The sequence below is a fragment of the Amedibacillus sp. YH-ame10 genome (assembly GCF_053848885.1).
This window is the reverse complement of the sequence record NZ_JBSPFA010000035.1, coordinates 23,850-30,041: the sequence shown is the minus strand read 5'-3', so window position 1 is coordinate 30,041 and position 6,192 is coordinate 23,850. Positions and strand designations below refer to the sequence as shown.

Annotated in this window: 6 protein-coding genes; 2 read left to right on the top strand and 4 right to left on the bottom strand. The window is 34.4% G+C overall.

Annotated elements, in window-relative coordinates:
* Positions 1 to 129: 129 nt before the first annotated feature.
* On the bottom strand, positions 130 to 1,506 hold the full coding sequence (locus ACWG42_RS12935) for an aminopeptidase (protein ID WP_455792940.1): 1,377 nt from the start codon (positions 1,504 to 1,506) through the stop codon (positions 130 to 132).
* 142 nt (positions 1,507 to 1,648) lie between these two features.
* Entirely contained in the window at positions 1,649 to 2,428 is a 780-nt protein-coding gene (gene murI / locus ACWG42_RS12930) for a glutamate racemase (RefSeq protein ID WP_455792938.1), read from the bottom strand.
* A 180-nt stretch (positions 2,429 to 2,608) separates the two neighbouring features.
* Here murI and ACWG42_RS12925 point away from each other — a divergent pair, with 180 nt between their 5' ends.
* Positions 2,609 to 4,321, top strand: a complete 1,713-nt coding sequence (locus ACWG42_RS12925) for a [FeFe] hydrogenase, group A (protein WP_455792936.1) — start codon at positions 2,609 to 2,611, stop codon at positions 4,319 to 4,321.
* Positions 4,322 to 4,336: 15 nt separating this feature from the next.
* Positions 4,337 to 4,459, top strand: coding sequence for a rubredoxin-like domain-containing protein (locus tag ACWG42_RS12920; protein WP_455792934.1), 123 nt, complete (start codon positions 4,337 to 4,339; stop codon positions 4,457 to 4,459).
* A gap of 121 nt (positions 4,460 to 4,580) precedes the next feature.
* On the opposite strand, the gene ACWG42_RS12915 is transcribed toward ACWG42_RS12920, so the two are convergent.
* Together ACWG42_RS12915 and ACWG42_RS12910 are read right to left on the bottom strand one after the other, a co-directional pair.
* Positions 4,581 to 5,147: a GNAT family N-acetyltransferase gene (locus ACWG42_RS12915; protein ID WP_455792933.1), complete on the bottom strand. Its 567-nt coding sequence runs from the start codon at positions 5,145 to 5,147 to the stop codon at positions 4,581 to 4,583.
* A gap of 61 nt (positions 5,148 to 5,208) precedes the next feature.
* The gene (locus ACWG42_RS12910; protein WP_455792931.1) at positions 5,209 to 6,126 is read right to left on the bottom strand and encodes a hypothetical protein; all 918 of its coding nucleotides are present in this window, start codon (positions 6,124 to 6,126) and stop codon (positions 5,209 to 5,211) included.
* Positions 6,127 to 6,192 lie beyond the last annotated feature (66 nt).

The window sequence follows — 6,192 nt, the reverse complement described above, 5'->3', positions numbered from 1 at the left end:
AATTTGACTCTAACACATTGTTGTTTTCCATAGTTAAATTATACCAAAAAAACACGTCTTCCTCTTATGAGATTGACGTGTTTTTTTATGTTATGGCTGTTTCTTATTCGTTACAGCCTCTTTTTCATGTTATGCGTGTTTTAAGAAAGCTATATATCCTCTTGTTGTTTCATATACATCCGCTTTAGAAGCAATTTCCCAAGGAGCGTGCATATTATGAAGTGCAACACCACAATCGATAACTTCCATATCATACTGTGCTAAGATGTAGGCAATCGTACCTCCACCACCTTGATCTACTTTACCAAGTTCTGCCGTTTGATAAGATACACCTTCTTTTTCCATAATGTTTCTTAATTCTGCAATATATTCAGGGTTAGCATCGTTACATCCGCCCTTCCCTCTAGAACCTGTATATTTGTTAAAGACAATTCCTTTTCCAAAATAAGCAGAGTTCTTTGGTTCCATAACACTTGCGTAGTTAGGATCAAATGCGGCACTTACATCACTTGATAACATCTTAGAATTCTTCAATGTTCTACGAACACTTAATTCTGTATATACGTTCATACAGTTCATGACTTCTGCAACTGTGTTTTCAAAGAATTTTGATTGCATTCCTGTTGCGCCAATACTACCAACTTCTTCTTTATCCACTAACAAACAAACTGCTGTACGTTTTACACTCTTCATTTCCAATAAAGCCATCAAAGAAGTATATGCACAAATACGATCATCATGACCATATCCCATAATCATAGAACGATCCAATCCATAATCACGGGCTTTTCCTGCAGGTACTACTTCAATTTCTGCAGAAACAAAATCATCCTCTTCAAAGTCATATTTTTCTTTTAATAGTTTTAAAACATTTGCTTTTACAGCATCTTTTTCTGTATCTTTTAAAGGAATACTTCCCACTGTAACATTTAAGTCTTCTCCTTCAATTACCTTACTTGCAGTTTTTGTTAACTGGTCTGCAGATAAATGAACTAATAAATCAGAAATACCCACAACTGGATCGCTATCATCTTCTCCGATGTTGATATTTACACTTGTTCCATCTTTACGCACAACAATACCATGCAATGCCAATGGAAGTGTTACCCATTGGTATTTTTTGATACCACCATAATAGTGTGTATCTAACATAGCCAATTCTTTGTCTTCATATAAAGGATTCTGTTTGATGTCCAAACGTGGACTATCCACATGTGCTCCTAAAATATTCAATCCTTGTTCAATAGGTTCTTCACCAATGTGAAATAATGCTAATGTTTTTCCCATATTATTAGCATATACTTTGTCCCCTACTTTCAAAGTTCCTTTTGCTTTGATGATATCGTCTAAATTACGATATCCTGCTTTTTCAGCGATACGAATAGACTCTGTAACACATTCACGTTCTGTTTTGCAATCAGAAATGAATTTCTTGTATCCTTCACTGAAATCAAAAACATCTTTTAATGTTTTTTCATCATACTTATTCCATGCATTCTCTCTCATATATAGTCTCCTTCTAAACTCTTTATATTATATATTGTTCATGAATGAAAGACAACTCTTTCGATAATTAACTTGCATTCAACAATTAAAAGCTCTAATTCATATAAAAGAAAAATAATCCTATCGAATGGATAAGATTATCTTAGATGTGTAATAATTGTTTTGATAATTCCATAATTGCTTCATCATGTTTCACAGAGTTATAGATTTTAATTTCTCCGATTTCCTTCGTCTTTTTTAATTCGTCTTGTTCTTCTAAGATGTGCATGAGGTGTTTTGCGGTACCATGATTGCCATCAATGATTTCTATATGCGTAGGTAAAAGTTTTTTCATCGCCTCTTTGAAGAACACAAAGTGTGTACATCCTAACACAATGCTATGGATGGTAGATAAATCATATGTATCCAAGTATTCTTTTAAGGTAGTTTCCACTACTTCTTGATTTGTTAATTGGTACCCTTCTACAATTTCCACGAGTTTTGGACAAGGTTGTTTATAAATCGTATTTTCTTCTTCATAACGAGACATTAACTGCGCAAACTTTTTTTCTTTTAACGTAAACTGTGTAGCTAGTACTACAATATTTTGTTTACCCTCTTTTTCAGCTGCTACTTTTAATGCAGGTTCCATTCCTATAATTGGAATCATAGGATATTTATCGCGTAGTTCATTGACACAAGCACTGGTTGCAGTATTGCACGCAATTACAATTGCTTTTACGCCTTTCATCATAAAGAATTCACATATAGATTCACAACGAGCAGTGATTTCTTCTTTGCTTTTCACTCCATATGGTGCAAATTTAGAATCCCCAAAATATATAAAATTTTCCGAAGGCATCATCTTACGCAATTCATTTAGAACACTGATGCCACCTAAGCCAGAATCAAATACTCCGATTGCTTTTTCAAGATTTTCCATTGTATCTACCTCCTGCCGTATGCAATTATTATACCTCGAATCTATGATTCATGCACGATTTTTAAAAGGATTTACCAAATAATTACAATTAGCATTGACAAACATTAAAACAAATTGTAATATTTAGCTATATTAAGAATCATTCTTAGTTTAAGAAAAGATTGAAAGAGGAGAAATTATATGAGTAAACATCTATCCGTAGATATCCGTGTACCAATAGAGGCAGATAATCCTGCCATTCGAAGAATAGAAAGTCTATGTATTCAGTGTGGACAATGTAGAGATGTCTGCCAACAACAAATCTCTGTAGGGAAACATTATGACCTAGCAAAAACAAATGATTATGCAATTTGTATTCATTGTGGACAATGTGCCAATGTATGTCCAACAGGATCTATTCATGAAGTACAAGACTTCATGAATATTGAACGTGTCTTACAAGAAGGCAAAAAGAAGGTGGTTGCGATTACCTCACCTAGTGTACGTGTTGGTTTAGGTGAAGAATTTGGAATGCCATCTGGAAGTTATGTAGAAGAGCACATGGTTGGTAGTTTACGTGCACTTGGTATTCCTTATGTATTTGATACCACGTTTGCCGCAGATTTAACTATAATGGAAGAAGCGAGCGAATTGATTGATCGTATTACAACAGGAAAACCACTTCCGCAATTTACGAGTTGTTGTCCTGCTTGGGTGAAGTTTGTGGAAACCTATTATCCAAATTTACTTCCTAACATCTCCACAAGCAAATCACCGATTTCTATGTTTGCGCCAACCATCAAAACTTACTTCGCACAAAAGGAAGGCATTGCCCCTGAAGACATTTATGTGATAGCATTAACGCCTTGTACTGCAAAGAAATTCGAAATCAAACGTGAAGAAATGAGCGATGCCAGTAAGTATCATAAACAAGAAGAATACGCAGATTGTGATGTGGTAATCACAACACGAGAACTTGCGAATTGGATGCGAGCAAACAATTTAGATTTGGATAATGTAATCCCTAGTGATTATGATTCACTGATGCCTAGAGGAAGTGGTGCAGGAATCATCTTTGGAAATACAGGTGGTGTTATGGAAGCCGCTATTCGCTCAGCCTATTACTTTTTAACCAAACAACAACCAACAACTGATTTATTACAACTAGAAGCAGTACGAGGGTTAAAAGGCGTACGTAGTGCACAACTAACGATACAAGATATTCCATTAAAGGTCGCCATAGTACATGGAACTGATAATGCTAGACAATTCATTTCACATCTAGAAACTACCAAAGAACATTATGATTTTGTAGAAGTAATGACATGTCCTGGTGGATGCATTGGTGGAGGTGGACAACCAAAGCATATTGGACAAGATATGGAAGCTATTCGCAAGAAAAGAATCGATGCGCTCTACGCAAAAGACCAAGAAATCACCTTAAGAAACTCTCACGATAATCCTCACATCCAACAACTCTATGATGAATTTTATAAACAACCATTATCTACACTAGCAGAAGAGTTATTACATACAAGCTATCATGTACGTGACGATTTAAATAAAAATCCATCCCTATATAAAGATATGTTTATACAAGAAAGCGCATTAGAAACAAAAACATCTACATCTTCTGTAAACTATCGCTGTAGTGTATGTGGTTATATTTATGAAGGAGACATTACCTTAGAAGGCGAAGATTATCAGTGTCCTTTATGTAGTGTACCTAAAGATTTATTTGAAAAAGTTGAAGAACAACCCCAAGAAAGTACTAGTACTGCCACAGATAGCATACGCTATAAATGTAGTATTTGTGGTTACATCTATGAAGGTGATATAATGAATGAAAGCGATGACTACAAATGTCCTATGTGTAGCGTCCCTAAAGATTTATTTGAAAAGATGGAAGACTAAGAAAGGAGAATTTCAATGAAATACAAATGTACAGTTTGTGGCTACATTTATGAAGGCGATATCACATTAGAAAATGATGATTATAAATGTCCTGTATGTGGCGCACCAAAAGAAAAATTTGAAAAAATAGAAGCATAATACGTAAAAAACTATCCTCAAAAGTGAAGTAGTAAGATAAAAGTAGATATACTTTAAAGAAATATTTCTTTTTAAAATTGCCTACTTTCGTTTGATAACTTCACCTCAAAAGATAGTTTTTTTATATGTTCTCTTTTTCATGAACACTTGATGTATCCCAATATTTGTTATAGACCGGAATATCATCTTGAAAGTTCAATTGGTACATACGAAATGTAACAAGAATATTTTTTGGTTGCCATAATTCTTCATAAGAGTACTCATACTTCATACCAAGGTGTTTCATCACCTCACCACTTCTTGGATTCATACGATCATGTGTTGCGGTAATATAAGGTACTCCATCTTTTTTAAGCTGTTCAAGAACCAAGGTACAAGCTTCACTTACAATTCCCTTATGCCATTGCTCTTTACGTAATCCATAACCAAAATCATGACTATCGTCCCCACTCACATTCACATATCCAATCACTTTATTTTCCTCTTTAAGACATATCGCATAGTGATATCCATTTTCATCTTGTAGATACATATCCAATTTACTTTGTGCTTCCTTTATTGTTGTAAATGGATACCAAGGTAAAAATGTATTTACTTCTTCATCTTTCATCAATTCAAAGAATGCTTCTACATCTCTTTGTTCAAATTCTCGAACGACTAAACGTTCACTATATAATGTTTCTTTCATATTTAAACCTTTCTTATCCTATTTTATAAAAGGTATCTCCGATCAAGAAGATACCTTTGTTTTATGCATTCATTTCTTTCATTTCTTGTAAAAGAGATGCTAGTCCTTCTATCATGTGTTCATCATCAAATTGGCAAGTACCAACCACATGATGACCACCACCGCCATATTTCAACATTAGTTTCCCAACATCAATCTGACAAGTACGATTGAGCACACTATATCCTACAGCTGCACTACAACCTAAACCACCTTTTCCATTGACAATCCAAACAGAAATATTTGCTTCAGGATACATACTATAAATCAAAAAACGATTTCCTGTATAAATGGTTTCTACTCCACGTAAATCCGATATAATGATATTATTTTCAACCGTTGTATGTTCCTTCACCATTTCCATGAATTTTTCATTTTGTTCCCAGTAAAGTTCAACACGTTCTATAACATCTGGTTGCGCAAGAATTTCATGAATATCCATCACACGACACCAATCAATCATTTTTTCCATCAGTTGATAGTTGCTAATAGTAAAATCACGGAATCTTCCTAGTCCAGTACGTGGATCCATAATAAACCCTAATAGAATCCAATCTTTTGGATGTAAAATTTCATCAATCTGTAAGTTCGCACTGTCTACAGCATCTACTGCTTCTAACAATTCATCATAGTTAGGGAATCTTTCTTTCCCACCATAATAATCATACACAATATGTGCACAACTAGGACATTGTCTACTGTCTCCTATATATTTCCCTTGATACGCATTTCTTTCTTCCTCACTAGAGTGATGATCAAACCATAAACCACAACCTTCCACGAAAGGAACGTTAGCCAAACAATCATCTTTTGTGACTTCTACTAATCCATCCTGAAGATCTTTAGGATGTACAAATTTCCAATTATCAATAATGCCAACTTCTTTAAGGAAGACAGCACAAGCTAATCCATCAAAATCCGATCTTGTAAGTAATCTCATGTAAATACCTCCTTCGATATACTATTATCATACCATTTTATGTAAGGGTTCTCAAGAATTATTGAC